Source organism: Moorella glycerini (genome assembly GCF_009735625.1).
In the GTDB taxonomy this organism is placed as follows: Bacteria; Bacillota; DSM-521; order Neomoorellales; family Neomoorellaceae; genus Neomoorella; species Neomoorella glycerini.
This window is the reverse complement of record NZ_CP046244.1, coordinates 1,530,086-1,556,603: the sequence shown is the minus strand read 5'-3', so window position 1 is coordinate 1,556,603 and position 26,518 is coordinate 1,530,086. Positions and strand designations below refer to the sequence as shown.

The following is a 26,518-nucleotide window of genomic DNA, read 5'->3' as shown; positions in this document are numbered from 1 at the left end:
CTCCTTTCCTGATGCAGTTTCCTTTAGCAATGCCCAGAAACCCAAATATTATACCCAAAAGACCCAAATGACCCGCTTTCATCCTACACTAAACTCCAGGCCATGTCAAGGCAAAAGCCCGGCTTTAAAACCGGGCTTTTACCCATTCTGGCGCCGCTGCCAGTGTAAATAGGCGTGGATAAAGGGATCCAGCTGGCCATCCATGACAGCCTGGATGTTGCCTGTTTCTACCTCGGTACGATGATCTTTGACCAGGCTGTAGGGGTGAAAAACATAGGAACGAATCTGGTTCCCCCAGGCTATCTCCCGCTGCTCACCTCGGAGCTGGGCTAGTTCCGCCTCCTGTTCCTGGCGTTTTAAGGCCGCCAGTTTGGCCTGGAGAATTTTCATGGCTGCAAGACGGTTGGCGTGCTGGGAACGCTCGTTCTGGCAGGTAACGACTAACCCTGTGGGCAGGTGGGTTATGCGTACCGCCGAATCCGTCTTGTTGACGTGCTGGCCCCCGGCACCCTGGGAGCGAAAGGTATCGATCTTTAAATCGTCGGGGTTAATGACCACTTCCTCATCGGCCGTCACCTCGGGGATAACGTCGACGGAGGCAAAGGAGGTATGCCGGCGACCGGCGGCGTCAAAGGGCGAAACCCGCACCAGGCGGTGGACGCCCTTCTCGGCCTGGAGGTAGCCATAGGCATTCTCGCCCTTGACGAGGATAGTGGCGCTTTTAATCCCCGCCTCCTCCCCTTCCAGGTAGTCCAGGAGTTCCACCTGGTAACCGTGGTCTTCGGCCCAGCGGTTGTACATCCTGAGGAGCATGGCGGCCCAGTCCTGGGATTCCGTGCCCCCGGCGCCGGGGTGCAGGGAGAGGATGGCATTATGACGGTCATAGCGGCCGTTCAAAAGGGTGGCCAGGAGCTGTTCCTCTACCTGGCGTTCTACGGCGGCCAGTTCCCCGGCGATCTCTGCTTCCAGGGATGTATCTTCTTCGTCCAGGGCCAATTGCCAGAGTTCCCGGACCTCGGTATACTTCCTCTCCAGTTCCTGGTACCGGGCCAGTTTTTCTTTAAGGTAGTTGAGGCGTTTGCCCACGGCCTCGGCCCGGACCCGGTCTTCCCAGAAGCCGGGGCTGAGCATCTCCTTTTCCAGGCGTTCTATTTCTGTCGTTGCTGCTTCCAGGTCAAAGGGAAACCCTCAATTCTTCCAGCCGCCGGGCTAAATCCTCCAGGCGGCCTTTATAGTCCTGTAGCATGGCTGATCACCTCTAGTAAAGATCTTAAACAAATATTTTCAAGGCCGGGTATGTCCCTTCGCCGCTCAGGAGCTACGCGCCGACAGGACAACGGCTCGGTTCGGACCGTTGCACGCCGCCTGCGGATTACCAATGAAAAGGCTACTGGTTCCGCAAGCTTTGATCTTTCTATGAGTTGGCAATAATTCCCTCTCAAAGGTTCGCTCAGGCGTCCTCGGCGGCGGCAACGGTTAGCCTCACCTCGCCTGTCCTGTTACCGGCGCTCCGCTATTCGCAGCTCTGGGACATACCCGGCAACAGTTGATAAACATAGTTTCTTCCCTCACTTTCCTGCCCCGCAGCACTTTTTGTATTTTTTGCCGCTGCCGCAGGGGCAGGGGTCGTTACGGCCTATCTTTTGCTCCCGGCGCACCGGCTGCCGCGGCCCTGATTCTTCCCCGGCATAACGGTTTTCTACCACCTGGCGGGGCCGTTCGGCTTCCGGTTGGACAACCTTGACGCGGTAGAGATAGCGGACGACTTCTTCCTGAATGGAGGCGATCATGTCGTTAAACATCTGGTAGGCTTCAAACTTGTAGGCCACCAGGGGATCCTGCTGGCCGTAGGCCCTGAGGCCGATGCCGTGGCGCAGCTGGTCCATGGCATCCAGGTGATCCATCCACTTGATGTCCACTACCCTTAAGAGAACCAGGCGCTCAATGGCGCGCAAATTTTCCGGGCCCAGCTCTGCTTCCCGCTGCCGGTAGGCTTCCAGGGCCTTTTCCCTTAAGAAGCCATAGACTTCTTCTTTTTCCATTTCCCGGCTGGCCTGGATTAAGGCCTCGCGGTTGCAGTTGGGTAAAAAGAGCTGTTCGGCGTATTCCAGCATACCGGCCAGGTCCCACTCTTCGGGGTACTTGCTCTCGCCGGCAAAGCGGTCGACGGTCCGGTCCACGACGGTGGTAATCATGTCTTCAATGGTCGGCCGCAGGTCCGCCCCGGCCAACACCTCCCGCCGCTGGCGGTAGATAATCTCCCGCTGCTGGTTCATGACGTCGTCATATTCCAGGACGTGCTTGCGGATGTCGAAGTTATGGGCCTCCACCTTTTTCTGGGCCTGCTCCAGGGAACGGGACACCAGGGGGTGATCGATGGGCGTACTGTCATCCATCCCCAGGCGGTCGAGAATCCCGGTTAAACTCTCGGACCCGAAGAGGCGCATTAAATCGTCTTCCAGGGAGACGTAGAAGCGGCTGGAGCCCGGGTCGCCCTGGCGGCCGGCGCGGCCGCGCAGCTGGTTGTCAATGCGCCGGCTCTCATGGCGCTCGGTACCGATAATATGGAGACCCCCCAGGGCCACGACCTTTTCCCGTTCAGCTTCTGTCTCCTTCTGGGCTGCGGCCAGGAACTCCTGGTAGGCCCGCCGGGCTTCCTCTACCTCCGGGTTTTCTCCATCCACTTTAAACCAGCTTGCCGCGGCAATCAGTTCCGGGCTGAAACCGGCCTGCCGCATCCTTTCTTTAGCCAGGGCCTCCGGGTTACCCCCCAGGATGATATCCGTACCGCGGCCGGCCATGTTGGTGGCAATGGTCACCGCGCCCAGCCGGCCGGCCTGGGCGATAATCTCAGCTTCCTTTTCATGGTACTTGGCGTTCAGTACCTGGTGGGGTACGCCCCGCCTTTTTAGCATCTCGCTCAGGCGTTCCGATTTTTCGATGGAAATGGTGCCCACCAGTACGGGCTGCCCTTTAGCGTGCCGCTCGCAGATCTCGTTTACTACCGCCTCAAATTTACCCTTTTCCGTCCGGTAGACGACATCAGGGTAATCCCTGCGGATCATGGGCTTATTGGTGGGAATCACCACTACATCCAGGTGGTAAATCTTGCGGAACTCCTCTGCTTCCGTGGCCGCCGTACCCGTCATGCCGGCGAGTTTACGGTACATCCGGAAGTAGTTCTGGAAGGTAATGGTCGCCAGGGTCTGGGATTCCCGTTCAATCTTGACGCCTTCCTTGGCTTCAATGGCCTGGTGCAACCCCTCGCTGTAGCGCCGGCCAAACATGAGCCGCCCGGTAAATTCATCGACGATAATTACCTGGCCGTCCTTGACGACGTAGTCCCGGTCCCTTTTCATCAGGGTATGGGCCTTGAGGGCCTGGTTGACATGGTGGGAAAGCTCGATATTGGCATCGTCGTAGAGATTGTCCACCCCCAGCATTTCTTCCACCCTGGCCACCCCGGCTTCCGTCAGGGTGGCTACTTTGGCCTTTTCATCCACAGTATAATCTATCCCCGGCCTTAAACGGGGAATAATCCGGGCCACGGTATAATACATTTCCGTCGGCTTTTCAGCCATACCGGAAATAATCAGGGGAGTACGGGCCTCGTCAATTAAAATGCTGTCCACCTCGTCAACAATGGCGTAATTTAGCTCCCCCTGGACCATCTCCTCAGGATGCAGGGCCATATTGTCCCGCAGGTAGTCAAAACCGAACTCGTTGTTGGTACCATAGGTTATATCGGCGGCATAGGCTTCTCGCCTGGCGGCCGCGTCCAGGCCATGAACAATCAGGCCCACCTTCAGTCCCAGGAAGCGGTAAATCCGGCCCATCCACTCGCTGTCCCGCCGGGCCAGGTAATCGTTGACGGTGACAATATGCACCCCCTGGCCGGTGAGGGCGTTGAGGTAGGCCGGCAGGGTAGCCACCAGGGTTTTGCCTTCACCGGTTTTCATTTCGGCAATGCGGCCCTGGTGGAGGACAATCCCCCCCATGAGCTGGACATCAAAGTGACGCTGGCCCAGGACCCGCCGCGAGGTTTCCCTGACCACGGCAAAGGCCTCCGGCAACAGTTCATCCAGGCTTTCCCCGTTATCCAGGCGGCGGCGAAACTCAGCCGTTTTGGCCTGGAGGTCGCTGTCCCGCAGGGCCTGGATTTCCGGTTCCAGGGCGTTGATGGCCTCGACCTGGCGGCTTAATTTTTTTATATCGCGGGCATTATCATCAAGCAGATTACGCAATATTCCCAGCATTGCTTTTATCACCTCAATATAAAAGGAACCCTACCGGTTCCTTTCCTTAAAAGGATAAACCTTATCACCTATATTTTAACACGAATCAGGGCCAGGAGCAATTAAGGTTTGGCCTTGCCTTTAGAATTTTTACCCTGCTGACCCGTATACACAGGAGCGACAGTTAAGGGCTCTCAGGACGGCCTGGGCGGCAGCCTGGCGGTCATCACCTTTAACCAGGGCCACACCGGCCAGGTATTCGTATCCTGCCCGGCTGACTAAAACAATAACGCAGAGGGCAGCCCGGCGGTGAGCTACTTCCACCAGCACCAGGTCTTCCAGGGCCAGGTTCCAGATGCCGCAGCTATATTTTTCAACGGCATTCAGAGTAGCAACTGCCACCAGCCAGAGATGGCGCTCCGGCGTATTGGGCCCGCAGGCATACCCCTGGTAGATAGTACCGCTAAGGCCGGCTTCCAGTTCGACGGTAGCTTCGGCCTCCAGGCCCCGGGTATAGAGGTTAAGGCTCACCAGGCGCAGGGGCAAACAGGTGGACCGGTAAAGGGCCTTATCTTCAGCCACTTCTCCCGTTAACTCCTGGCCCTGTATCTGGACCACGCTGATCTTTTTATGGTCAACAGTAACTCCCAGTTGAATAAGCAGGGCCGATTCCACGTCGCGGACAATTTGCTTGGGATTACGGTTACTACCAGCCATGATATGTATTTCGCTGATGCTCCCATCAGGAGCTGTTACTAACCGAGCCCCCAGGACATCTTTTATCTGGCAGATTACCTTTTCATAATCGGCAACCGCCGGTTCCCGTTTCGACTCCGGCAACCCCCTCACCTTTCTCTCTCTTAGTTTTTTGGTCTATATTCGCGGGCGAGGATAAAATTCCCTGCTAAACAGGGATAAAATAAGGGCAAAAAAAAGAGATATGGGTAGATTACGACCAATATCTCCCAAAATCTCCAAATATCTTTTGTCGTTGTATTAATATTCCGGCTCAATTAAACCGTAGTTTCCATCCCGGCGGCGGTAAAGGACGTTAACCTCTTCCGTTTCCGCATTGGAAAAGACAAAGAAATTATGTCCCAGCAAGTTCATTTGCAGGATAGCTTCTTCCACCGGCATGGGCTTGATGGGAAAACGCTTGGTCCTGATTAATTTCGGTTCCGGAGCGGCTTCTTCAGGATTTTCGACTACCAGTTCCTTTAAGGTGCCGTTCTTCAGCTTCCTGGCCAGCTTGGTTTTATATTTGGCAATTTGCTTTTCCAGCTTTTCTACTACCAGGTCAACAGACCCGTACATATCACCGGTGGCCTCTTCACCCCGCAACAGGTAGCCGTTGAGGGGAATGGTCACTTCGACAACATGGGAGTCTCGATTAACAGCTAGATTAACCTGGACCTCATCCACTCCTTCCAGGTACCGTTCAATTTTGCTCAACCTTTTTACTATATACTGTTTTAAAGCATCGGTTACCGGGAGGTTTTTGCCGCGGATGATGATTTCCATCCCTTGAAAGCACTCCTTTCTGGTCCGTTGATATATTATTCCCCACAGGCGGGCAAATTCCTGCCTCCTGCCCTTTAAATACCAGCAAGGCCCCGGCACAAGCCGGGGCCTGGTAGGCTACAGTTTAATCACATTTGCTGCCTGGGGACCGCGAGGTCCTTCGACAATGTCAAATTCCACCGTCTGGCCCTCAGCCAGGGTTTTAAAACCTTCACCCTGGATGGCGGAGAAGTGCACAAAGACGTCCTTACCGTCTTCCTTTTCAATAAAACCGTAACCTTTCTCCGGGCTGAACCATTTAACCTTGCCCAACATCTTGTCAACATTCCTCCTAAAATATTCTCCCTTGGGGTCGGGAGCACCCTCAAGCAATTCCATCTTAACATGGTTAAAGTTGGCTGTCAAATCATTCTCCAACAGAAAATGCCATTTTTTGGATGTCGAAACCTGCCTTCGCAAGCTTGTTTTTTAGTCCCCAAACCTGTGGATAAAGTGGATAACCCTGTTAATAAATTGCAATCCCTGCCTTGTAACTGTGGATGGAAATGTGGAAGGCCTAAAATTTTGTCGATACGGGTATTCGCTGTGGCTGTTTATGGTGAAAAGCAGGGAAGATTTTCGATGCCCGTAGCCAGGGTAACTACAGCCACATCGGCCGCCCCGGCAGCCTGCAGGGCACGGGTACAGGCGCTAGCCGTTGCCCCCGTGGTCAGGACATCGTCCACCAGGAGCAAATGGCGCCCTGTTATTTTACCCGGTGCTGTTACCTTGAAAGCGCCGCCTAAATTCTGCCACCTGGAGCGCCGGGAAAGGTTGACCTGGGGCGCCGTTTCCCTGACCCTGAACATTACCTCCCCATTCACCGGCAGGTCCAGTTCCTGCCCCAGGGCCAGGGCCAGGAGTTCAGCCTGGTTAAAGGTCCGCACCCGCAGGCGGGTGCTGGTGAGGGGGACCGGGATTACCAGGTCGGGACGCCCCGACCCCAGTTCCCTGACAACTACCCCGGCTAAAAGATGTCCCAGGGGGGTAGCCAGGGAGCGGCGACCCTGGTACTTGAGGGCCCAGATCATTTCTTTTAATAATCCCTGGTAAGGGCCCACAGACCGGGCTTTCTGGAAAGGAGGCAATTCTTCCCGGCACTGGTTACAGACTGCCTGCTTCCCCAGCGGCAGGAGGCGGCCGCAGTAAAGGCAGGGATGGTAATGTTGCTGCCAGTCCAGGAGCTGCTGCCGGCAGCTGGTACAAAAGAATCCCTGGTGCACCGGCCGGCCGCACCAGGAACAGGCTTTACCCCGGGGAAAAAGCCAGGAGAGAAGCATAACGCGCCTCCTCTCATTTTTCCCCTGCCAGCAGGTATCCCCGCCGGCGGGCGAGAGCGTTGAATTCCTGGATCTGGCGGCGGGCAACGGCCATGGCCGGGCTGATACGGCTGGCCAGAAACCATACCCGGCCGCTGGGGTAGGCCGGCGAACGCCCGGCCCGCCCGGCAATCTGGATCAGGGTATTGGCGGTAAAAATCCTTTCTTCATCGGCATAAAGGACCAGGACATTGAGGCGGGGAATAGTAATCCCCCGCTCCATAACGGTAGTCGTTACCAGCACGGGAAACTCCTCCCGGCGAAAGGAGGCGATAATTTCATCCCGCCGGGGGTGGGCGGCATAACAACCCTGTACCCAGGGCCGGTTGGGGTCCGGTCCCGGCCGTTCCTGTAAGAGCCAGGCAACTACTTCCTCCACCAGTTTAACGGCCGGGACAAAGATAATGAGCTGGACCTCTTCCGCCAGGGTCAGGTCCAAACAATTAACCAGGGAGCGGGGGAGGCGCTTTGCACCCGGCCGGCTTAAAAAAGGGTCCCGGAGGATCTCAGGTACCGGCAGGGGATGGCCGTGGTGCCTGGCCGGCAGGTAAATTACCTTTACCTGCCGGCGTCTCACCCGGGCTACCAGCCCGGCCGGCGGGGTAGCTGTAAGAAACAGGGTCTGGCCGTCTTCCCGGCGGGCCCTGGCAACGGCATAATAAAGCATGGGATCTTCGGACAGGGGAAAGGCATCGACTTCATCCAGGATTACCAGGTCAAAACGGCGGTAAAAACGCAGCGCCTGGTGAGTGGTAGCCAGGATGAGGTCGGCTGTGCCAAATTTACCGGGACTCCCGCCGTAAAGGGACAGGATGCGGAGCTGCGGCCAGACAGAGGTTAACCGTACCTCTAGCTCCCGGATCACCTCCCGGCGGGGGCAGGCATAAAGGACGTTTCTACCCCGGCTTAAAGCGGCGGCAATAGCCCCGCAGGTCACTTCCGTTTTACCGGCACCACAGGCGGCCCAGAGTAAACACTCCTTTTCCTTCCCCTGGAAAACAAAGCTTTCTGCTTCTCTGTAGGCGTCCACCTGGGCCGGTGTCAAGGCAAAGTTGAGCCGGGGACGGGTATCCAGGTCGGGTCTTCCCCGGGCGGCCGGCTGAGCCGGCCAGGGGCGGGCATAGAGAGGCCGGCAGCGGCGGGCCTGCCCCATGGCCAGGCACCCTTCACACACCAGGCAGTCCCCACTCCCGCAGGCAGCACAGGTTACCTTTAATAACCTGGAGGCCTGGCCACAACGCCGGCAGCGGGGCTCACCATTGGGTTCATAACCAACTCCCGGCAGGAGGGTTACCTCCCCTGCCAGGTAGAGCCATTGGAGGAGGTCTTCCAGGGGAGTATTCACGGCCCCTTTATGTTCCGCCAGGGCCAGGGCTATTTCTTCCCGCCAGAGGATCCGGCCTGCCAGGTTTTTTTGCACCAGGGCCAGCTCTGCTGCCACCGGCGCCGGCCCGGGTTCGGGCAGGGTGTTAGGCGGGGCCTCCCACGGCGGTAGACCTAATTTTAACCGGCCTCTGTTTACCAGGGCGGCAGCCTGCTGGAGCGGGGGTTCTCCTTTTAAAGGCAGGCGGCGTTGCAGCCAGTCGCATAAAAAAGCCGCCGTACCCAGAGGCAATGGCGGTGTTAACAACGAAAACTGCCGGCAGCCGCGCTGCAGCCAGAAGGTACGATCCAGGCCCGGGTTATGGCTGATCCCCACCCGGCCAGAGCGGTTTCCCCAGACCAGGTACACAAACCCCCGCCAGCAAAAAACCGGGGTATAACTCCCCGCCACCGTCATGGCCGGCCCTCCCTCGAAAACAACCTCAGGTGACTACTCCGAAAATAACTTTGTGACAGGCTGGCATTGCCTGGCCAGCCAGGGTTACGGCCCGGAATCAGCCTTGAGCAGCCGGTACGGGCAGACGCTGTTGCGCCCCGTAGTCTTGGCCTGGTATAGGGCGAGATCGGCCCGGGCGACCAGTTCCTCCTTATTGACTCCATCTTCCGGCCAGACAGCCATCCCAGTGCTTATCGTCAGGTGGATGGGCGGCCCTTCCTGGTTGAAGGTATATTCAGCTATGGCCCGGCGTATTCTTTCCGCCACCTGAAGGGCTCCCCGGTAGTCGGTACCGGGCAAAATAATGGCGAATTCTTCCCCGCCGAAGCGGGTGACAATATCCTGTTCCCGGGTGTGTTCTTTTAAGATGGCCGCTATCTCCGCCAGCACGCGGTTACCAACTACATGGCCGTAAGAGTCGTTGATTTCTTTGAAATGATCAACATCCACCATTAAAACAGCCAGGGACCGCAGCTGTTGCTGGGGACTCAACAACCGCTCCAGGCTCTGCTCAAAATAGCGATAATTAAAAACCCCGGTCAGGTCGTCGGTCACGGCCATTAACTCCACAGCAGCCAGCTGGGAACGGGAGATTTTATATTCCCGGCGCCAGTGGTCCACCTCAGCCTGCAGGGAAGATACCTTAAGGGCTTCAGCGAGTATTTTGAGCCAGGCGAGAAAGCAAAAGCCTGCCAGGGCAATCCAGCCTCCCCAGAGGGCCAGGGAATGACTGTTTAATGGCAACCCAGCCTTAATATACCAGCACAGCCCAAGAAATAGAACCATCACCAGGCCTGCAGCAACAACCTGCTTCTGGCCCAGGTAAAGGGGCACCAGGAGGGGCAAAAGCAGCAGAAAAGGAAAAAGAGGGGTACCCGGCCCGCTCCCGGCAAATAACCAGCTGCCGGCCAGGACGAGGTTGACTCCCAGGAGGAAGAACTGCCCCTGCCGGCTCCTAAAAAAGGTTCTGGTTACCAGCACCAGGCCGTTGATTATACTCCAGCTTAAACCCCACCAGACAGCCGGGCCCGGTGGACCTGCGAGGGTTAAAAATACTCCCCCTGCGGCCAGGGTTAATCCTGCCACCCACCCCTCCCGGCTGCGCCCTTCGTCCATGAACCCGCTCTCCTTAAACTTGACTCTGGCAGTCTATTTCGCCACCCGGGTTATTTTTTCCTTCCGTCAATTTATTTTTTTAGGCAGGTCCGGCAGATCCTGGTCCAGGCAGAGTTAAAATCTTGTTCTGTCCGAATATCTAAAAAATGCGCCTGCCGCCCGCCAGCGCCGGCAGTAAATTCCATCGTTAAAAGTGCTTCTTCCCCGGCGTAGATTAACCGGCAAAAGGGATAGGGATAAAAAAAATGGCGCAAGATAGCAAGGGTCGCCTTTGCCTGAGCATCGGTAATTACCACTAACCTCCATGGCGAACCGTACCAGTAGCACCACCACCAGAACCGGCGCAAGAGGCCTTCTAGAAATTCTTCCTGGTTACCCACCAGGAGGGCCAGGCAGGGATAGTCTAAGGTTAATTCTTTTTGCCGCCACCAGAAACACCCATAGGCCAGGGCCAGGGAAGCAACAGCTGCCAGCAAGATTACTGGTGCCTGGTAGCCCACGTCACTCACCCCCTGCTCCATCCTATGCAACGGGGGTTGTCTAAGGTGAAAGGAGGTGACACAGATGCCAGCCGCCAGCGATGCCTGCCTGCGCTGCGGCGCTTCTTTAAGCTTTATGGAGCGCCTGGGCCTGGAAAATGCCATTGAAGTTCCCGGTAAAGGGGCTTTATGTCCCAGCTGTTACCGGGAACTTTCGGCCGACGAGTATGCCAGATACTTTAAATCTTAAGGGCGGAAATTATGTCTTCCTGGAGGAGATGGAGGCGCTCGTCACCGGGTGCCTCCACATATAAACGCAGGAGAGGTTCCGTGCCGGATGGGCGGAGCAAGACCCAGCTGCCGTCAGCCAGGAGGAATTTAACCCCGTCAACTGCCAGGCGCCCGGTCACCGGGACGCCGGCAATCCTGGCCGGGGTAAAATCCGGCAGTTCCTTTAAAACCCGCGCTTTGACATCCGGGGCTACCTTGAGGTCCAGCCGCCGGCTGACCAGCCGGCCATGGCGCTCCTGTAAATCCGCCAGGATACTTTTTAGGCTGCGGCCCTGGACGGCCTGCAGTTCAGCGACCAGGGCCGTGGCCAGGATGCCGTCCTTTTCCGGGATGTGGCCGCGGATGCTTAATCCCCCGCTCTCCTCGCCCCCCAGGATACAATCCTGCTCCCTTAAGGCCTGGCCGATATACTTAAATCCCACCGGGGTCTCAATAACTTTTAGGCCCTGGGCCGCGGCCAGGCGATCCAGGTTATGGGTGGTAGCTACCGTCCGGGCTACCGGTCCCCGGTATTGCCGGTGGAAGAGCAGGTGGGCCAGGACCAGGTAAAGGATTTCATTGGCCGTAAGGTAAGTGCCGTCCCGGTCGACAACGCCGAAGCGGTCGGCATCGCCGTCGAGGGCCAGCCCCAGGTCGGCTCCCGTTTCCCGGACCTGCCAGGCCAGCTCGCTTAAGCCGCTGGCGCTGGGATCAGGCAGGGAACCGCCGAAAAGGGGGTCACGGTAGTTATGCAGGGTATGTACCTGGCAGCCGGCTCGCTGCAAAAATTCATCCAGGTAGTCGATCCCGGCGCCATAAAGGGGGTCGACGACAATTTTTAACCTGGCCTGCTTGATGGCTGCCACATCAACTAAACCCTGCAGGTACTCCAGGTAGGCTTCCCGGGGGTCCAGTTCCTTTACCAGCTCCCTTTGCCGGGCCTCAGCCAGTTCCAGGCGTTTAATAGTACCCCCTTCCATTACAGCCGCTATTTCTTTTTCAATGGCTTCCGTAATGGCCGGCACGGCCGGCCCGGCATAATCGGGTATAAACTTGAGCCCGGAGTAAGCAGGGGGATTATGGCTGGCCGTAAGCATTAATGCTCCTAATGCCCCATACTTTTTAATAGCCCAGGCCGTTACCGGCGTTGGTACCGCCCGGGAAGGCAGGTAAACGGTAAAGCCGTTGCCCGTCAATACTTCGGCCACTGCAGCGGCAAACTCCGGGGCCAGGAAACGGTTATCATAACCGATAACGACTTCCCCCCGTCCTTTCTCGTCCTGCAGGTAACGGGCGACGGCCTGGGTAACCAGGCGGACATTGGCAAAAGTGAATTCCTCGGCAATGATGGCCCGCCATCCATCGGTGCCAAATTTGATGGTCATTACAACCACCTCCGAAAATAACTTTGTCACAGGCTGGCATTGTCTGGCTCGCACCAAAGTCCTCGCGGAGCGGCCTACGGTTCAGCCAGGGCTTAAGGCGGGGTTCCCGGCCTATTCGGCATCCTTGCCTTTAGAATCCGGCCTTTAGTCCCACTGTCCTCGGCCCCGCTTATCATCCCTCGGCTTCGCCTGGGCCGCTTCGCCGCTCGGTAGAAGCTCGCTCGCTTCCGACAAATGCCAGCCAGGCATTTTCATGCCCTAGCCGCTCAGGAGGGCCTATCCTGTTCTTCCTTCTCCTGCTTCACCGGGCTTTCCGGGGCGTCGGTAATATCCACCGGGTTGATGATGTCGTCTTCTTTTAAATTGACATACAGGGAGCCGTCGCTCCTTAAAACGGCATAGTCAACCTGGCTGATATCCTGGACCCCCTGGGCCTGGAGCTGCTGGATGAGCCACTTTTCATCCAGGTTATTTTGCTTCAGGTTCTGGAAGAGGATCTCCCCGTCCATAACCAGTTCCGTCGGTATCCCCTCGTACTGGGTCGGCAGCTGGAGATCGGCCGGTGTCAGGGGGCGTTTCTGGGATTTCAGCAAAACGCTCAGGTCGCCGTCAGGCTCCAGAATAGCATATTCCACATCGGCAATATCAAATACATTTTTTTGCCGCAGCTGCATGGCCAGCTCATCAAAATTATACCGCATTTTTTTCATATTTCCTTCCAGGATTTTACCGTTATGCACGACTACAGTAGGTTCGCCGGAAATAAGCTTGCGGGCCGGCCGGCTGACCAGAACGGCATAACCGGCCACCCAGGTAAGAAAGGCAAAAAGGGTAAGGCCCAGGAAGTGCATCCCTGTACGTCTGGGTTCGATGTCGGTGGCCAGCACGGCAGCTATACTGCCAAAGGTGATGCCGTTTATATACTCAAAGAAAGTCAGCTGGCCGATCTGCTGTTTGCCGAGAATCCGGGTGTAGATCAGGATGGCCGCAAAGGCCAGGATGGTCTGGAGAAATACCTCGAGGTACTCCACGAATTGAACCCCCTAACTTAGTAAGTTTAAAGTAATTCTCGCTTGTGGAGATAAAAAAGGAGGCCAATGCCGGCCACGATAAAAGCCAGGATTAAGAGCGCCTCAATAAGCAAGTCGTTCATCTGTATTCCCCCGTTACTCCAAGACTTCATTTCCGTATTATTTCCCAATAAGCTCCATAAATGCAAAAAGGCCGCAGTTAAAAACTGCAGCCGGGCCTTCAACCCATCAGGCTGGCTTTTTTCGCTCGTTCCCAACAAAAGCCAATGTGTACCGCTCCTACCGCACCAGGTTATTTACCCGTTGTTGCAGGGCGGCCAGGCGTTGCTGCGCCCGTTCGATTTCTTGCTGCAGTGGTACCAGGCGGCTGTCGACGGCTTCCTGGACGTAGCTGCGGGTAACCACCGGGTCGGCCTGCAGGCCGGCCGGAGAGGCCGTCGCGCCAGCGCTGCCCGCCAGGCCCAGGGCAAAAGCCAGGAGGAGAATAACAACGAGCAAATAGTAGTTGCGCACAGCCATCACCTCGTCCCTACAGCATGTGCAAAGAATTGTGCCGGGCTTTAACCCTGGTAAGATGCCTTCTACCAAGAATCCCCAGTTTATCGCAGCCCACCAGGATTATCACGGCCAGGCCCACCAGGATAAGCATGCCCTGATCCGTGGCCAGCCTGGTAAGGAGCACAGCACTACCCCCCAGGCAGGCATCCACCAGGTAGATGACACCGACGGCCTGGCGCTGGGTTAAACCCTGGGCCAGCAGGCGGTGGTGCAGGTGGCCTTTGTCGGGGGCAAAGATGGGCCGGTGGTTGAGAAAGCGCCGGATAATGGCCAGGGTGGTGTCCAGGATGGGCAAACCTAAGATGACTACCGGCACAAACAGGGAAACCACTGTCGCGCTCTTGGTCAGGCCGATGGTAGCCAGGGCCGCCAGGTTGAAGCCCAAAAACATGGAACCGCTGTCCCCCATGAAAATCCGTGCCGGGTGAAAGTTAAAGGGCAAAAAGCCCAGCACGCTGGCCGCCAGGGCCAGGGAAAGAAGGGCTACAACCACTTCCCCGTTAAGCCAGGCCACCACGGCAATGGTCACGGCGGCGATAAAGGAAGTCCCGGCGGCCAGGCCATCCAGGCCGTCCACCAGGTTTAAAGCATTGGTAACGCCTACTATCCAAAAAATAGTTACGGGAATGGCCAGTTTGCCCAGGATAAAAAGCCCGTCAAAGGGGTTGGTGAGAAATTCCACCCGCACGCCGAAGGCTACCAGGATGGCTGCGGCGACAATTTGACCCATTAATTTCAGCGTGGGACTTATATTTTTAATATCATCGACCAGCCCCACCAGCATGATGAAGGTGCCGCCCAGCAAGAGGCCCAGGTACTTATCTTCATGGTAAGCGAGTAAGTAGAAGGCTGCCAGGAAACCGGCGTAGATGGCCACCCCTCCCAGCCGGGGCATGAGAGTACGGTGAACTTTACGTGCATCGGGCTTATCGACAGCCCCCAGGCGGGGCGCCACCCGGCAAAGTACAGGTGTAAGCCAAAAACTAATTACCCCTGCTAGAGCAAGGGCCAGGATATTCACCTGCGGTTCCCCCTCCGCAAATAACTCTATCGCAGGCTGGCATTGTCTCGCTCGCACCAAAGCCCTTGTGGAGCGGCCTACGGCTCAGCCAGGGCTTAAGGCGGGGTTCCCGGCCATTTTGGAGGTGAGAGGACAAATGCCAGCCAGGCATTTTCATACCCTCGCTGGTGGCGGCTCATCACCATGAGGGGTTCCTCTGACATAGCTCCCCTACTCTATCCTGTCGCCCACGGCAAAAAGCAGCTCGCCTTCAGCCGCCAGCTCTTCCCCCACCCAGGCGCGGCCGTAGCCTTTGCCCACCCGGCCCTTCAGCTTGATAATCTCCGTCTCCAGCCGTAAAACATCGCCGGGGACTACCTGGCGGCGGAAACGAACCCTGTCCATGCCGCCAAAAAGGACCACCTGCCCCTGGAATTCGGGCAGGCTCAACAGGGCCACCGCCCCGACCTGGGCCAGGGCTTCCATGATTAAGACCCCCGGCATCACCGGCTGCCCGGGAAAATGGCCGCTAAAATACCATTCGTTGCCGCTGACGTTTTTTTGTCCTACCGCCTGCCGGCCGGCCTCTACTGCCAGCATCCGGTCAACCAGCAAAAATGGATAGCGATGGGGCAATACTTTCTGAATGGCGGTCAGGTCCATGACGTCACTTCGCTTTTAGAACTTTTGTTTTGGGACAATATTACTGTTTCTATTCGCCATTTATCCCCATATTCCTGCTTCTCTAAAAAACCCTTTGCAGCCGGCGGCAGAGCATGGCGCTGATGAAATTAACTTCTTCAATCCGCAATAGCCGGGCCAGGCCCCAGAAGGTCACGATCCCGGCGGCTGTCAACCCCGTTAACCGGATAAGTAACCCCGCTAAAGGTTGGGACCAGGCAAAAACAGCCAGGCCCCTCCCGGCCAGCCAGACCAGCAAGCCCATCCCCAGGGCCGCCAAGCCAGTGCGCAGCATAGTCCCCAGCAGGGTAACCGCCTTTAACTCCGGCAGGCGCCGGTAAAGGGCCAGGTAAAGCATCAGGGCATAGAGGCTGGCCGCCAGGGAATTGGCCAGGGCCAGGCCGCCATGTCCCAGGTACGGTACCAGGAGATAGCTGAAGAGGACATTTAACCCGACAGACAAAAGGCCGGTAATTACCGGGACGGCTACATCCTGGAGGGCATAAAAGGCGCGGGTCAGGATGGGATGCATGGCCTGGGCCAGGAGGCCCAGGGAATAAAATAAAACCGCCACCGCCGTCATGGCCGTCGCCCGGGGATCAAAGGCCCCCCGCTGGAAGACCAGCCGCACCAGGGGTTCCCGGAGGATAATGAGCCCGGCGGCCGCCGGCAGGATAGTCAGGGCCACCAGGCCCAGGCCCCGGTCCACCAGGTGAGCCATTTCCCGGCGATCCTGCCGGGCCGCCTGCTCGGCCAGGGAAGGAAAAATAGCTGTGGTGACGCTGGCTACGAAGATACCCAGGGGTAAAGTTACCAGGCGATTGCCAAAATCCAGGGCCGTAATGCTTCCCGGTACCAGCTGGGAGGCAAAAAAGCGGTTTGTTGCCAGGTACAGCTGGACCACCGCCAGGCTTAGAGAAACCGGCAGCAGGTGGCGGCCAATCTGGCAGACTGCCGGGTGATGGGCTAGCAAGCGCCAGGTATAACGAAACTGCAAACGCGGTAAGTCGGGAAGCTGGATTGCCAGGTAGGCGACAAAACTTAAGACCGTCCCTATGGCCAGGCCGGTGATGCCGAAGGTTTGCCCGGCGAAGACAACCGTAGCAATAATCACCAGGTTGCTTACCGCCGGCGCCAGGGCCGGGGAGGTAAAGATATAGCCGGCGTTTAAAATACCGCTGATGAGCATCCCCGTCCCCATGAAGGGGAGGGAGAGGAACATGATCCGCGTTAGTTTCACCGTCAGGGCATAAACAGGTCCCGCAAATCCCGGGGCCAGGATCTGGACGAGCCGGGGAGCCAGGCCGGCACCGGCAACCGCCAGCAGGGTCATGATTAAAAACGTCCAGTTGCCGACGGCGCTGGCTACCGCCCAGCCCTGGTCGCGGTCATCCCGGACCAGGTAAGCAGTCACTACCGGCACCATAACCGTGACAAAGGCCATCCCCAGGATGGTCTGGAGAAAATAAGGGATGGTATAGGCTACCAGGTAGGCGTCGGTTGCCGGGCCGGCGCCAAAACGGGCGGCGATGCTGGCATCCCGGACAAACCCTAGCACCCGGCTCAACAGGTTCAAGAGCAGGACGATGCTCGCCGCCCTGGCCATGCGGGCCACCGGTGTCCCTGCCGGTACCCGGACATACTTGCCGTTACTTTTTGTTACCATTTTATCTGGCTGTCAGCCACCTATGGCTCCTTTCCTCAGGTACTCTACCACCAGGCGGGCGGTATCCAGGGCCCGGGGCCGCAGTTCGGCCGCTGCTGCCCTGACCCTCTGGCCGTGTTCTTCCCGGCGAGCCAGGGCCTCCTGGACTGCTGCCGTGAGGCTCATACAGGTTACCCCTGCCAGGGAACCCACGGCCGGCTGTTCCACCAGCCGGGCAAAGGCAGCCACTTTGGGATCATAGGGCAGGGCCAGGAAGGGCACCCCCATGACTGCTGCCAGGATCAGGGCGTGGAGGCGCATGCCAATTAAAAATTGCAGCTGGCTCATCAGGCCCATAATGGTCGCCAGGTCCAAATTTTCCCTTAAAATGGCTGCCGGTTGATGCATCAGGCGGGCTACCTGGCGGCAGGCGTCGACATCGGCGGGAAAGTGGAAAGGTAAAAATAAAACCTGCCACCCGCTGGTCACCAGGTCATCGGCCACCCTGGCCAGGGCCGGCCAGCAGTTCCCGGCCCCTGGCCAGGAGCGGACTGAAATGCCAGCTACCTGGCCCTTCAAGCCCATCTCCTGCCATTTTTTCTGTGCGGGTCGTAAATCCAGGTTCTCCGGTTCCAGGCCCAGGACCGGGTCGGCCGTAACATAGACCGGCGGCCGTCTCACCCCGATTTCCTCCAGGAGCTGCCGCGACTCACTGTCCCGCAAAGTTATGAGCTGGACTTTATTTAAGACCCTGCCGGCCAGCCAGCGGCTCCAGGGACGCTTTAAAGGTCCCAGGCCCTGGGCATAGACCACTACCGGCTTGCGCAGCAGCCGGGCCAGGACCACCACGCCCAGGTAGTAAAGGAGGCTCTCCGGTCCGGTAACATCCTGGAAAAGACTGCCGCCGCCGCTGAGCACCAGGTCGGCCCGGCGCATGGCCCCGGTTATCGCTGTTAGCCGCCAGCGGTTTACCGCATTAACGTTCAGGCTGGCCGCCGTTTGCTCCGGGCAGTGGGAAAGGACGGTGATTTCCAGGCCGGGCACAAAGGAACGCAGGGCCTGGATCATGCTGTAAAGGACGGCCTCATCACCGGCGTTCTGGAAGCCGTAGTAGCCGGAGATAACTACCCTGAAAACAGAAGTCGGCGGCCGGAAGTCGGAAGTCGGAAACCCGTACGAACTGGCTACGCCAGTTCCAGATTTAAAGCCTGCCTGACTACCATTTTTATCGTCTGATGGTGTCGCTCTGGCGGCTTGGACGTCTACCCCGGCCATAGTTTTATCGCGCCCCCTTATTTACTCCTTGCCGGCTTACGACTGCTGACGCCCGTGATTGTGGTCCCCTCTAAAAACGCCTGCTTCCAGCTTAACTGTCCAAACCACTACTAACCCGATCAGCAGGCCCAGCCAGAGGCCATTAAAGGTCCGTAATAACGAAATGAGGAAAGGAATATGAATGTGCGAGAAAGTATTAACCAGGGAGATCTGACCCACCAGGCCCAGGAGCCAGAAGAGAAGATAACGGTGCTGGTAACCCAGGCTCAGGCTTAAAAGCAAAAAGGGGTAGCCGAGGAGGAATTCTTTGGTCCGCGGCCGGGCAAGTAAAACGTTCCCCAGGAAAGAGCGCAGCTGCCCTTCAAAAGGTAACAGCCCCACCCCTTCATTGCCGCTACGGCTGAGGTAAAGGACACCGGCAGCGGCCACCACCACGGCCAGGAGGACCAGCTTTACGGTGAGACCGGCATCAAGCCAGCCCTGCAGGGTAGCGCCGGCCCGCCGCCCCTCCTGCCGGATAATCACGGCCGCCGTAAATAAAAGCAAGGGAGCGACAAAGGCGATTTTCACGCCGCTGAATTCATTAATCTTGAGGATAAAGGTATTGTCGGCCAGGATGGCGGCAATGGCCACCGCCCCCAGGAAGGAGATCAGGGCCGTCCGCAGGGTCACGGCTATCCCGGCCTTTAAACCGCGGGGCGCCGGTGACCAGGCCGTGAGCATGGCCAGGGTGGGAAAGATAATGGCCGCCCCCAGGGCCATTACCTTGCGGGCCAGCAACACCTGGTGATTCAGCCCCAGGGCCCCCGTCCAGATCACAAGGCCCAGAAAACCCAGAGCTACACCCGGTCGCGCTAAGCCAAACTGCATCAATAAAAGCACCCCGGCGGCCAGGACACCCAGGCCGGCCAGGTGGAGCCACAGGCGTGAGAAGGGGAAAGGTGAAAAGGGCTCAGCCCGGCCTATGGTCAGGCCGTCGGCCAGGATTACTTTTCTTAATTCCCCCACGTAATGGAGGTTATCCTGCAACCAGTTTGTCGATCCCGGGGCAAACTTAAAACGGGCAATGAGGAGGCGGATATTCCTTTCCCTGGCTGCCAGCTCCAGGCGTTCCAGGGCCGCCGCCGGGGTTAGACCGGCCATTTCATCCACACCGATGCTGTGCACCCGGACGGCCCTTTTATCCAGGAGCATGACCAGCCGGCTGAGGCCCTGCTGCGGGAAAAATTCGATCAGGCCCACCGGGACGTTGAGTTGCTCTACCTGGGCCGCCAGGTTAGCTAGGTAAGCGGGATAACCGGGAAGGCTCTTATCATTGAAAAGCAAAGCCACGATGCTATCCTGGTAGGCCAGCAAGGGTCTTAAAGTGGCGGCCAGGGAAGTGGCGTTGGCGCCATACCACCACCGCACCTGGGGAACAAGCAGCAGGCCCATTTCCCGCGCCATGGCCATCTCCCGGTCCGGGAAGCCCAGGCCCAGGTCCTTTAGCTCTGGCATGGCCAGGGGTATACCCAGGGCCGTAAAGTCGTTACCAGCCAGCACCTGCACCCCGCCGGGAACCTTATTTTCTAGCTGCAGTTGCAGCCGCTCCCCCAGTTCCCTGTCGCGCGTAAAAAGGTAGGTATACTCAGGGCGCACTTTTTTCTGGACTGCAGCCGCTAAGGATAGGACAGCCTCACTTCCCGGCTGGACCCAGACCTGCTGCTGGAGATCCTCTATGGTCTGCTCCTTAAAAAGGACAGCGTTGGCTCCCTGCTGTTGCAAACGGCTTAAAGTTTCCCTGGTAGTCAAGCCGCTCCACTGGGCTAATTTTTGCACCTGCTGGAAATCGACCGCCAGGGTAACCGTCCGGTTGGCCTCTTCCAGGCGCACCCGGTTAACGATTACCACCCCGGCGGCCAGGGTGGCGATAATCAGCACCGCCCAGAGGACTGGCTGGTAACGCCAGCGCAACAAAAAAATCCCTTCTTCCCTTGAGGTTACAAAAGGGATATATTCGCCACCCGGTGACTGAATCCTCCTGTAGAAGCCCAACCTACTTTTTACATACCGTAGCGGCTCCCCCGGCCTGTCTGAAGTTGTAACGAACATGATAAAAATTAACGGGAGGGGTCAACTGGCTATATCCCGGCTCATTTACGCCGTAAATACGGCCTCAAGGCTCCCAGGAAAGAGCCTGCTAAGGTCTGGACACGACCTAGTGTTGTATTATCACCTCCACCACCCGGCCGTCCCGGCAGGTAAAGCTTAAAGTACTTACGGCGTCAGATTGGGGAAGATACTCGCTGAAATATCTAAGAACAACTTGCCCGTCGCGTACCGTTTCTTCCCTGAAAGGTGGCCCGTAAAGCTCCTTCACCTTAGTTACGCTATCCTCCAGTTTGATTCCCCTGGTGGTTTGACCCTCAGGCTTTAATTTATAATAAGGCGGCCCCTCGCCGGTGTCCACTTCAAAATAGTCCGGGGTGACGTTCGTATCCTTATCTTCCAGGAGCGGCGAAGAAGTCACCCAGATCATCGGCGTCGTCTGCCAGTAATTAAACCTGACCTGCTGGCCCAGGGCGGTGGCTATAAAACGCAGGGGTACCATGGTGCGACCCTTTACTAGCTCCGGAGCTACAGGGAGTTGCCAACTTACACCGTTATACGTTGCTATAGGTTCACCAATGGCAAACTGAATGGTAATGCCGCCTTTTTTTATGGTAACGGTCTGGCTGCCTGCGTCCCAATGGACTGTGGCGCCCAGCCTTTCTGCCAGGGGCCTTGCCGGGACCAGAGTATGGCCGTTTGCTATCAGCGGCGGCACATCTGTAACCAGAAAATCGTCGTTAACGACTATATGTAAAGAATCGTCCATCCCCGCTGCCGCCGGCCAGGGCAATAAAACTAAAGCCAAGAACATAAGTACCGCTAGGAAAAACTTTTTCTGCATACTACTTACTGCCTCCCCCGCGTTCTATTCCGCCCTGGATCAGGTTCCCAGTATATAGACGTTCCTGATTGCCATCAGGTTCCCTGCCGAGGGGTTAATAAAGACCTGAATCCGTGATAACAACAAACTGATGAGCCCAATTTTACAGCAAATGGTTTCCGAAAACCTTGCGTATAAGCCAAAAGTTAACTATGAGGCATAACAATTATCAAAAAAAGTAACCTTTAACCTCGCTTCTCCTTTATATGGGTATATCAAAGCGAGCCTCCTGTTTTAGAGATTTGAAGCCCTGTACTTAAAAATCACCGGAAGCCGGAAATGCTGTATTAAGCTAACGCTCTATATAGCTGTCGGAAAGCTGGATACCAGGGACTGTGCTGCCCAAACCGTAATTTCACCTGCCGGGCGTGGCGAACCAGCCGGGACGCTATGGTAATCAGGTTTTGAATAACGGTACGCAACCGGCGGCGTTGAGCTTTCTTATTACGCAGGGGGACCTCCTTTAGAGGGAGGCTAAACTGTCCCAGAAGCCTTAAAATATTGTAGGCGAAAATACCAAGGTGTAGCACCAGGTCATTGGTGGCAAATTTGCCGCTGGGCAACCGTTCCAGGTCTAAATCGTTTTTGATCTCGCTATGAAATTGCTCGCTGGTGCCGTGGTCATGGTAGAGGGCAATAATATTATCCACCGCAATGGCCAGCCAGGCTTCCGGCGTTTCCTTGCGCAGGTTACGCTTAATGATAAAATCGGCTTTGACTTTCGGGTCCAAACAAACCTGCAGGTTATCCTGGCTGTCATTGCCGCCATCCATATGTACTAAAAGTGGCAGCGAAGTGATAGCGCGAGCAAAGGTTAAAGCTTGTCGTAGGAACTCCGGTGTCCCTTTTTGGCAATGCTGTTTCCCGGCCCGCGAAACACCCTCTTTCTTGGAATTCGAGTTATCAAAGGGAGAAACATCAATATCCAGGGGGACATATTGACGCTTTAATTCCCCGGAACCCAAGGTAACAGGGGTTACCGGTGCCTTTAGATCCTTAAGGAACCTGGCCATTTCCTCCACATCATATCCAGGCGCTGGCGCAGGGTAGGGCTCGAAGGCACATCCCGGATATCCAGTGCCCGGCTAAAAAAGGGGTCATCCCGATAGAGCTCAATATGGTCAAAATCGCTCCGGCCCTGGCAAAGCAGGCCGATGTAGGAGGTTATAACATCCCCGTGAGAAAATCTGGAGAAGGTACATCCGGTATCCTCGTCTTATTAAATCTGTATTTCAGGGCAGTATGATTAAGGATTTCCCCGACCAGAGCCAGTCCGGCAACGGGGTTAGGTGTTCATCAAACTGTTCAATGATGAATTTCATGGCTGCACCTCGCAGGTGAAGATGGATTCGTTTGCCATCCAGCCTATTATACCTTATTTTTCGCGAGGTTTTGAGCCTTATCCGGATATTTTGTTATTGGGTTGTCACGGATTCAGGAAAGAATAAAGTGGAGACTAAGGTAAAGTTAGCCAGGCAAGAGGCCTATCTTGACAAATCGGGCTTCCTGGCGTATAACCAATGCTGGAACCATATACAGACAAGCGGAGGTGGTAACGATGCCTATCTACGAATACAAATGTGCCAAATGCGGGGTATTTGAAAAGGAGCAGCGCATTACAGCCTCTCCCCTGGAAAAATGCCCCACCTGCGGCGGGCCTGTACACCGGCTGATCGGGCATAATATCAGCGTCATCTACAAGGCCGGCGGTTTCTATACCACCGAAAACCGCAGCCAGGAATATAAGGATAAGGCTAAAGAGGAAACGAAGACGGAAAGCAAGGCCAGCTAAGACCGGGGCCGGCCCCCTGACGGGGACCGGCCCTTAAATCTGGCGCATACCCTGGACCCGTTTAGCCCGTGCCTTTCCCTCCCCTATTACATATACTGGCAGCAAAGGAGGTGTCTCCCTTGCTGCCAGAGTGCCCGCTGAATACCGATGAGGTTGAACTCCACGTAGATAATGCCGTCATCCGGGTAATCCGCCGCCTGACTTACAACCTGCCCCATGAAGTCTCCGCCTTTATCCCCAGGGCTGAAATCCGCCGCCGCCGCTACGAAAACGGCCAGCTGGTCTGGGAAGAAGAGGTAATCTTAAATAGCCTGACCGTCGTCCACTCCCCCCAGCGGCCCCCCACCGGCGAAAGGCCGCCGGCTGCCGGGCCTGGCCCCGGGACACCTGCTGCCACTTCTTCAGAAAATCCTGGGGGCTCCGGGCTGGCCCGCGTCCACCTGAGTTATTCTTAACCACAGATCCGGGAGAGGTGCCGGGCCCGGGGAAGCTGCCGGTGGACAGCAGCAATAAAATTAGAATTAAAAAAAGAGAGAAAGGGTCCCGCCCTCTCTGGTTATCATCTCATTTGTCACCCGGTTTTTTAACCTTTGCTGCCTGCACTACCATTTTGTACTCCTGGCGTAAACTCTGTAATTTTTCCTGGACCCGCCGGGCCTGTTCACTGGCTAAAATCTCGAGCAGCGTTTCGGCCACTTCAGTACACTGGAGAGCCCGGCTGCTCATATAGGGTTTCAAGCTCTGGATAACGGCCAGGAGATTGGGATCGACAATATGATCGGCCATCTCGCTCCCTCCCATTTCAGTTTAAAAAGAGAAAATCAATCCTCTATAGTTAAAAATATGCAACCAAAAGAAGGTTGGTGCAACGCTGGATTGATTACCTGCCGCATATATTAAAGGGAAGGATTTGTGGAGGTGGCCGCGGTGGAAAAAACCAATCTGCTTGAAGTCCTGCTCCAACTATTGGGCCCCCAGCAACAACAGGCCCTAAACTTTAATGAGCTGGCCGGACTGTTAGGCCTGGTCGACCTGCTGGGTATCTTAAATCTCCTGCACGGTAATGACACTACACCGGCAAAGGCCGGGGCCAGCAACGCCATCCAGGAAGCCTTAAATGCCGTCCTGGGCCAGGGAGGCGGCGGGAATGTCAAAGCGCCGGCCGAGCTGGCCGGCCTGCTGGGCAAAAACCCGGCTTTACTCACCAGCCTCATGAATCTGCTCATGAGTGCCAAAGAAAGTAAGGCCGCTAAAGAAAAAGAAGCCCAGGAAATAACTCCTACAGAGGAGAATCACCCGCCCCAGCAAAGCCGCAGTAACCGTTTCCGCAGCAGCTAAAAGAGCGCGCAACCCGCGCTCTTTTTACGTATAAGGCCCCGGCTACCTACCCACACTAAAGTTGAATTAGGAAATGAGGAGGAAAATCTATGCATCCTTACCGCCGCCGTTTAATCATACCGGTTCTCCTGGTTGTCATCTTAATCAGTGCCGCCCTGTGGCAGTTTTATCACCAGGGACAGGCTCCCCAGGCTCTCCCCACCCAGGCCGGGGTACCGGTAGCCGTCGGTGATGAAATTAACCTCCTGGCGCGGTTAATCGCCGCCGAAGCAGGTACGGAACCCTATGAGGGCCAGGTGGCCGTAGGGGCCGTCGTCTTGAACCGGGTGCGTAGCCCCCTTTTCCCTGCCAGCATCAGCAGCGTGATTTACGAACCCTGGGCCTTTGAAAGTGTCAGCAATGGCCTTATCTGGCAGGTCACCGACCTTGCTTCACCCACCCGGGCTGCCGCCGATGCCTTGAATGGCTGGGACCCCACCTACGGCGCCCTTTTCTTCTGGAACCCGGCCAAACCCGTTAGCCCCTGGATCTGGACCAGGACCATTATTACCCAGATCGGAAACCATGTCTTCGCCCGTTAAACCTTGATTAAACCTTGAAAGGATGGTGTTTAATTTGACACGCAGGATTTCTACCATTGTCCTGACCCTGGCCCTGCTCCTGGCCGTTGGCTGGGGCCTGTGGGAGAGGGCCAACCGTTTAACCCTGGCCAATGCCGTGGAGGCTGGTGGCCAGCGCGACTTCTATAACCTCTTGAATTACGTAGAGCAGGCCCAGGTCAGTATGGGTAAATCCCTGGCCAGCAGTTCTCCCCGCCAGCAGGCCGTCCACCTGACGGAAGCCTGGAACCAGGCGGCTGCCGCCCAGCTGTCCTTAAGCCAGCTGCCTACCCCGGGCATTAAACCAATCAATACCAGTAAATTCCTGGCCCAGACCAGCGACTACAACAATTACCTGGCGCAAAAACTGGCCCGGGGCGGGGAACTGAGCTCCCAGGAGAGGGAACAGCTGGCCAGGTTACGGGATGAAATGAAGCGGCTGGCCGTAGATCTCCGCCAGACGGAAGGCCAGGTGGCCAGTAAAGGTTTGCGCTGGAGCAGCTTTTACAGCACACGCATGCCGGCGCCTTTAAGAACCATTGCCAATCTGGCCATTCCCGTCCAGGCCCAGCCCGGCCCCCTGGACGGTTTCGTTAACGCCGACCGGCGCCTGCAGACCCTGCCCAGCCTTAATTACGACGGTCCCTTCTCCGACCACCTGGAAAAACCGCGTCCCCTGGGCCTTAAAGGTGGTGACGTCTCCCAGGCCGAAGCCGAACGCCGGGCCACAGCCTTTGCCAATGACGCCAGTAACAGCAATTACCGCGTCCAGGCCACCCGGACCAGCAACGGCCTCCTGCCCACCTTTGCCCTTAACTTAGTGGATAACCGGCGTCCCAGTGTCATTGTGCACATTGATATCAGCAAACAGGGCGGGGAAGTCATTTCCCTCCTCAATACCAGGCCGGTGGGCGCTCCTACCCTTGACGCAGCTAAAGCCCTGGAACGGGCCACGGCTTTCTTAAAGGCCCACGGCTTTGCCAGTATGCAGCCCACTTATACCGTACGCACCGATAATAACCAGGTGATTACCTTTGCCGCCAAAGAAGGCGATGTCATCCTTTATCCCGACCAGGTGAAGGTTAAGGTAGCCCTGGACAACGGCGAAATTACCGGATGGGACGCGACCCCCTACTATATGGCCCACCACAGGCGCCAGTTGCCCACACCAAAGCTAACCCCGGCCGAGGCCCGGGCCAAAATTAACCCCGGGCTCAAGGTTGAAGGCGTCCGGCTGGCCCTGATCCCCCTACCCGGGGGGATAGAAAAGCTTACCTATGAAGTCAAAACCAAACTCGACGATACCCGTTACCTCACCTATATCAACGCCGTCACGGGTGAAGAAGAAAAAGTGCTGCAAATAGTTGACGTACCCGGCGGCCAGTTGACCATGTAGCATAAATTTAACCCCGGCCCAGGAGCCATGGAGGCTTGAGCCGGGGAAA

25 protein-coding genes and 1 pseudogene are annotated in these 26,518 nt (G+C 56.8%); 6 read left to right on the top strand and 20 right to left on the bottom strand.

All coding sequences use genetic code 11. The features are described 5' to 3' along the window. Positions 1-138: 138 nt before the first annotated feature. The 9 genes from prfB to MGLY_RS07780 all read right to left on the bottom strand — a co-directional run bounded on the left by prfB (position 139) and on the right by MGLY_RS07780 (position 10,558). A protein-coding gene (gene prfB / locus MGLY_RS07820; protein ID WP_156272832.1) for a peptide chain release factor 2 occupies positions 139-1,246 on the bottom strand; the annotation gives its coding sequence in 2 pieces (ribosomal slippage) (positions 139-1,176 and positions 1,178-1,246; 1,107 coding nt in all). A gap of 322 nt (positions 1,247-1,568) precedes the next feature. Then, positions 1,569-4,256 carry a preprotein translocase subunit SecA gene (gene secA, locus MGLY_RS07815; protein WP_156272830.1) on the bottom strand — a complete coding sequence of 896 codons (2,688 nt, stop codon included), beginning with the start codon at positions 4,254-4,256 and terminating at the stop codon, positions 1,569-1,571. A 129-nt stretch (positions 4,257-4,385) separates the two neighbouring features. Then, positions 4,386-5,075 carry a hypothetical protein gene (locus MGLY_RS07810; protein ID WP_156272828.1) on the bottom strand — a complete coding sequence of 230 codons (690 nt, stop codon included), beginning with the start codon at positions 5,073-5,075 and terminating at the stop codon, positions 4,386-4,388. A 156-nt stretch (positions 5,076-5,231) separates the two neighbouring features. Continuing rightward, positions 5,232-5,756 carry a ribosome hibernation-promoting factor, HPF/YfiA family gene (gene hpf / locus MGLY_RS07805; RefSeq protein ID WP_156272826.1) on the bottom strand — a complete coding sequence of 175 codons (525 nt, stop codon included), beginning with the start codon at positions 5,754-5,756 and terminating at the stop codon, positions 5,232-5,234. A 117-nt stretch (positions 5,757-5,873) separates the two neighbouring features. Continuing rightward, positions 5,874-6,071 carry a cold shock domain-containing protein gene (locus tag MGLY_RS07800; protein ID WP_156276285.1) on the bottom strand — a complete coding sequence of 66 codons (198 nt, stop codon included), beginning with the start codon at positions 6,069-6,071 and terminating at the stop codon, positions 5,874-5,876. Positions 6,072-6,349: 278 nt separating this feature from the next. Next, the gene (locus tag MGLY_RS07795) at positions 6,350-7,075 is read right to left on the bottom strand and encodes a ComF family protein (protein WP_170290972.1); all 726 of its coding nucleotides are present in this window, start codon (positions 7,073-7,075) and stop codon (positions 6,350-6,352) included. 13 nt (positions 7,076-7,088) lie between these two features. Then, positions 7,089-8,894 (bottom strand): helicase-related protein, encoded by a 1,806-nt coding sequence (locus tag MGLY_RS07790; RefSeq protein WP_170290971.1) that lies wholly within the window; start codon positions 8,892-8,894, stop codon positions 7,089-7,091. A gap of 84 nt (positions 8,895-8,978) precedes the next feature. After that, complete coding sequence (locus MGLY_RS07785; RefSeq protein WP_156272824.1) at positions 8,979-10,049, bottom strand: sensor domain-containing diguanylate cyclase; 1,071 nt, start codon at positions 10,047-10,049, stop codon at positions 8,979-8,981. 71 nt (positions 10,050-10,120) lie between these two features. Next, a complete protein-coding gene (locus tag MGLY_RS07780) occupies positions 10,121-10,558 on the bottom strand; it encodes a hypothetical protein (RefSeq protein ID WP_156272823.1) in 438 nt (145 codons plus the stop codon). Between the two features lie 55 nt (positions 10,559-10,613). Between MGLY_RS07780 and MGLY_RS07775 the strand changes: the two genes are divergently transcribed. After that, on the top strand, positions 10,614-10,778 hold the full coding sequence (locus MGLY_RS07775) for a hypothetical protein (RefSeq protein ID WP_156272821.1): 165 nt from the start codon (positions 10,614-10,616) through the stop codon (positions 10,776-10,778). Here MGLY_RS07775 and MGLY_RS07770 read toward each other — a convergent pair. From MGLY_RS07770 to MGLY_RS07725, 10 genes and pseudogenes are all read right to left on the bottom strand, one after another. After that, the gene (locus MGLY_RS07770) at positions 10,768-12,183 is read right to left on the bottom strand and encodes a phosphoglucomutase/phosphomannomutase family protein (RefSeq protein WP_156272817.1); all 1,416 of its coding nucleotides are present in this window, start codon (positions 12,181-12,183) and stop codon (positions 10,768-10,770) included. The genes MGLY_RS07775 and MGLY_RS07770 overlap by 11 nt on opposite strands. A gap of 266 nt (positions 12,184-12,449) precedes the next feature. Then, the gene (locus MGLY_RS07765; RefSeq protein WP_156272815.1) at positions 12,450-13,214 is read right to left on the bottom strand and encodes a DUF421 domain-containing protein; all 765 of its coding nucleotides are present in this window, start codon (positions 13,212-13,214) and stop codon (positions 12,450-12,452) included. Between the two features lie 279 nt (positions 13,215-13,493). Then, positions 13,494-13,727: a hypothetical protein gene (locus MGLY_RS07760; RefSeq protein WP_170290970.1), complete on the bottom strand. Its 234-nt coding sequence runs from the start codon at positions 13,725-13,727 to the stop codon at positions 13,494-13,496. A 16-nt stretch (positions 13,728-13,743) separates the two neighbouring features. After that, on the bottom strand, positions 13,744-14,793 hold the full coding sequence (locus MGLY_RS07755) for a glycosyltransferase family 4 protein (RefSeq protein ID WP_156272811.1): 1,050 nt from the start codon (positions 14,791-14,793) through the stop codon (positions 13,744-13,746). Positions 14,794-15,003: 210 nt separating this feature from the next. Beyond that, a complete protein-coding gene (gene fabZ / locus MGLY_RS07750) occupies positions 15,004-15,435 on the bottom strand; it encodes a 3-hydroxyacyl-ACP dehydratase FabZ (RefSeq protein WP_156272809.1) in 432 nt (143 codons plus the stop codon). A gap of 82 nt (positions 15,436-15,517) precedes the next feature. Further along, complete coding sequence (gene murJ, locus MGLY_RS07745; protein WP_156272807.1) at positions 15,518-17,119, bottom strand: murein biosynthesis integral membrane protein MurJ; 1,602 nt, start codon at positions 17,117-17,119, stop codon at positions 15,518-15,520. A gap of 12 nt (positions 17,120-17,131) precedes the next feature. Beyond that, positions 17,132-18,373, bottom strand: a complete 1,242-nt coding sequence (gene csaB / locus MGLY_RS07740; RefSeq protein WP_156272805.1) for a polysaccharide pyruvyl transferase CsaB — start codon at positions 18,371-18,373, stop codon at positions 17,132-17,134. Between the two features lie 36 nt (positions 18,374-18,409). Continuing rightward, a complete protein-coding gene (locus MGLY_RS07735) occupies positions 18,410-20,329 on the bottom strand; it encodes a DUF5693 family protein (RefSeq protein ID WP_170290969.1) in 1,920 nt (639 codons plus the stop codon). A 241-nt stretch (positions 20,330-20,570) separates the two neighbouring features. Further along, positions 20,571-21,305, bottom strand: a complete 735-nt coding sequence (locus MGLY_RS07730) for a copper amine oxidase N-terminal domain-containing protein (protein WP_156272803.1) — start codon at positions 21,303-21,305, stop codon at positions 20,571-20,573. A 326-nt stretch (positions 21,306-21,631) separates the two neighbouring features. Beyond that, positions 21,632-22,464, bottom strand: a pseudogene (locus MGLY_RS07725) (transposase); the annotation flags it as partial. A gap of 438 nt (positions 22,465-22,902) precedes the next feature. Between MGLY_RS07725 and MGLY_RS07720 the strand changes: the two are divergent. Together MGLY_RS07720 and MGLY_RS07715 are read left to right on the top strand one after the other, a co-directional pair. Beyond that, positions 22,903-23,136: an FmdB family zinc ribbon protein gene (locus tag MGLY_RS07720; RefSeq protein WP_156272801.1), complete on the top strand. Its 234-nt coding sequence runs from the start codon at positions 22,903-22,905 to the stop codon at positions 23,134-23,136. A gap of 119 nt (positions 23,137-23,255) precedes the next feature. After that, positions 23,256-23,591, top strand: coding sequence for a hypothetical protein (locus MGLY_RS07715; RefSeq protein ID WP_170290968.1), 336 nt, complete (start codon positions 23,256-23,258; stop codon positions 23,589-23,591). 109 nt (positions 23,592-23,700) lie between these two features. On the opposite strand, the gene MGLY_RS07710 is transcribed toward MGLY_RS07715, so the two are convergent. Then, a complete protein-coding gene (locus MGLY_RS07710) occupies positions 23,701-23,922 on the bottom strand; it encodes a hypothetical protein (RefSeq protein ID WP_156272799.1) in 222 nt (73 codons plus the stop codon). Positions 23,923-24,063: 141 nt separating this feature from the next. Between MGLY_RS07710 and MGLY_RS07705 the strand changes: the two genes are divergently transcribed. From MGLY_RS07705 to ypeB, 3 genes are all read left to right on the top strand, one after another. Continuing rightward, positions 24,064-24,474, top strand: coding sequence for a hypothetical protein (locus MGLY_RS07705; protein ID WP_156272797.1), 411 nt, complete (start codon positions 24,064-24,066; stop codon positions 24,472-24,474). Between the two features lie 89 nt (positions 24,475-24,563). After that, complete coding sequence (locus tag MGLY_RS07700) at positions 24,564-25,055, top strand: cell wall hydrolase (RefSeq protein ID WP_156272795.1); 492 nt, start codon at positions 24,564-24,566, stop codon at positions 25,053-25,055. A gap of 34 nt (positions 25,056-25,089) precedes the next feature. Further along, positions 25,090-26,469, top strand: a complete 1,380-nt coding sequence (gene ypeB / locus MGLY_RS07695; RefSeq protein WP_156272793.1) for a germination protein YpeB — start codon at positions 25,090-25,092, stop codon at positions 26,467-26,469. Positions 26,470-26,518 lie beyond the last annotated feature (49 nt).

Coding starts and splice junctions, on each gene's coding strand:
- secA (WP_156272830.1), bottom strand. CDS start 4,256: ATGCTGGGAATATTGCGTAATCTGCTTGATGATAATGCCCGCGATATA.
- hpf (WP_156272826.1), bottom strand. CDS start 5,756: ATGGAAATCATCATCCGCGGCAAAAACCTCCCGGTAACCGATGCTTTA.
- MGLY_RS07800 (WP_156276285.1), bottom strand. CDS start 6,071: ATGTTGGGCAAGGTTAAATGGTTCAGCCCGGAGAAAGGTTACGGTTTT.
- MGLY_RS07795 (WP_170290972.1), bottom strand. CDS start 7,075: ATGCTTCTCTCCTGGCTTTTTCCCCGGGGTAAAGCCTGTTCCTGGTGC.
- MGLY_RS07790 (WP_170290971.1), bottom strand. CDS start 8,894: ATGACGGTGGCGGGGAGTTATACCCCGGTTTTTTGCTGGCGGGGGTTT.
- MGLY_RS07785 (WP_156272824.1), bottom strand. CDS start 10,049: ATGGACGAAGGGCGCAGCCGGGAGGGGTGGGTGGCAGGATTAACCCTG.
- MGLY_RS07775 (WP_156272821.1), top strand. CDS start 10,614: ATGCCAGCCGCCAGCGATGCCTGCCTGCGCTGCGGCGCTTCTTTAAGC.
- MGLY_RS07770 (WP_156272817.1), bottom strand. CDS start 12,183: ATGACCATCAAATTTGGCACCGATGGATGGCGGGCCATCATTGCCGAG.
- fabZ (WP_156272809.1), bottom strand. CDS start 15,435: ATGGACCTGACCGCCATTCAGAAAGTATTGCCCCATCGCTATCCATTT.
- murJ (WP_156272807.1), bottom strand. CDS start 17,119: ATGGTAACAAAAAGTAACGGCAAGTATGTCCGGGTACCGGCAGGGACA.
- csaB (WP_156272805.1), bottom strand. CDS start 18,373: ATGGCCGGGGTAGACGTCCAAGCCGCCAGAGCGACACCATCAGACGAT.
- MGLY_RS07730 (WP_156272803.1), bottom strand. CDS start 21,305: ATGCAGAAAAAGTTTTTCCTAGCGGTACTTATGTTCTTGGCTTTAGTT.
- MGLY_RS07720 (WP_156272801.1), top strand. CDS start 22,903: ATGCCTATCTACGAATACAAATGTGCCAAATGCGGGGTATTTGAAAAG.
- MGLY_RS07710 (WP_156272799.1), bottom strand. CDS start 23,922: ATGGCCGATCATATTGTCGATCCCAATCTCCTGGCCGTTATCCAGAGC.
- MGLY_RS07700 (WP_156272795.1), top strand. CDS start 24,564: ATGCATCCTTACCGCCGCCGTTTAATCATACCGGTTCTCCTGGTTGTC.